Origin of the sequence: Terrabacter lapilli, from assembly GCF_039531305.1 — a bacterium.
GTDB lineage: Bacteria > Actinomycetota > Actinomycetes > Actinomycetales > Dermatophilaceae > Terrabacter > Terrabacter lapilli.
This window is the reverse complement of record NZ_BAAAPU010000013.1, coordinates 1-965: the sequence shown is the minus strand read 5'-3', so window position 1 is coordinate 965 and position 965 is coordinate 1. Positions and strand designations below refer to the sequence as shown.

General features: G+C 69.6%; 1 protein-coding gene. It reads right to left on the bottom strand.

Features of this window, described 5'->3' with window-relative positions; translation table 11 throughout:
• Positions 1 to 965: transposase (locus ABD241_RS20605; protein ID WP_344067387.1), on the bottom strand; the 965-nt coding region annotated here is incomplete at both ends.

The following is a 965-nucleotide window of genomic DNA, read 5'->3' as shown; positions in this document are numbered from 1 at the left end:
GGAAGTGGCTTGTCCGAAGAGCTGGTGTGGGGTTGTGAGCCGGTCGCGCTGGAGTCAGAGTCGTTGCCCCGGTGCCCTCCCGGGCCCGTCACCTTCCCTGCGGTGTAGTCGCCGAGCATGGTCCGGAAAACGAGGTCGGACAGCCGGCGTTTGAGGCATCGCATCGCTTCCATCGAGCTCTTCCCGGCGGCCTTCTTCCGGTCGAAGTAGGCGCGCCCCTCGGTCGGGGTGCGCAGCTGCACGGTGGCCATGATGTGCAGCACCCGGTTGATCTGCCGGTTCCCGCCACGAGAGAGCCGATGCCGGACGTGATCGCCCGAGGAGGCGTCGATCGGGGCGGTCCCGGTCCAGGACGCGAAGTGGTTGCGGTCCGGGAACCTCGACACGTCCCCGACCTCGACGAGCAGCCGTGCCGCACCCGAGGGGCCGATGCCGTGCAGCCCGAGTAGTGAGGTTCCGGTCGCCGCGACGAGCTCCTTGAGTTCCTTGTCGGCGGCCTTCTTCCGCGCGTAGATCCGCTCCAGGTCGACCACCAGCTCCATGGCCACGCGCTTGCGGGTCTTGCCGACCGCATCCCGGGGCCGGACGGTGGCCAGCAGAGCCCGCGCTTGTGCTGCCGAGAGGTACTTCTTCGCGCCACCAGACAGCATTTCCAACAGGATTCGGTGCAGCTGGCTGATCTTGCGGGTGTGCTCGTCCCCGATCGCGCGGCGCCGGTCCACCAGCAGCTGCAGCACCTCCAGCTGCGCATCGGACACGACCGGGCGCAGCCCCGCCATCCGCGTTCCGACCAGAGCGACCGAGTGCGCGTCGGTCGCGTCCGTCTTGCGGCCCTGCCCAGTCGCGAACACCCGGGCCCGTGCGGACAGCTTCGCCGGCACGTCCACCACGTCCTGCCCGTCCGCGATCAGCCGGTGCGCGATGTGCCGGCCGATGCCCTCGCAGCCCTCGATGGCCCACACCCG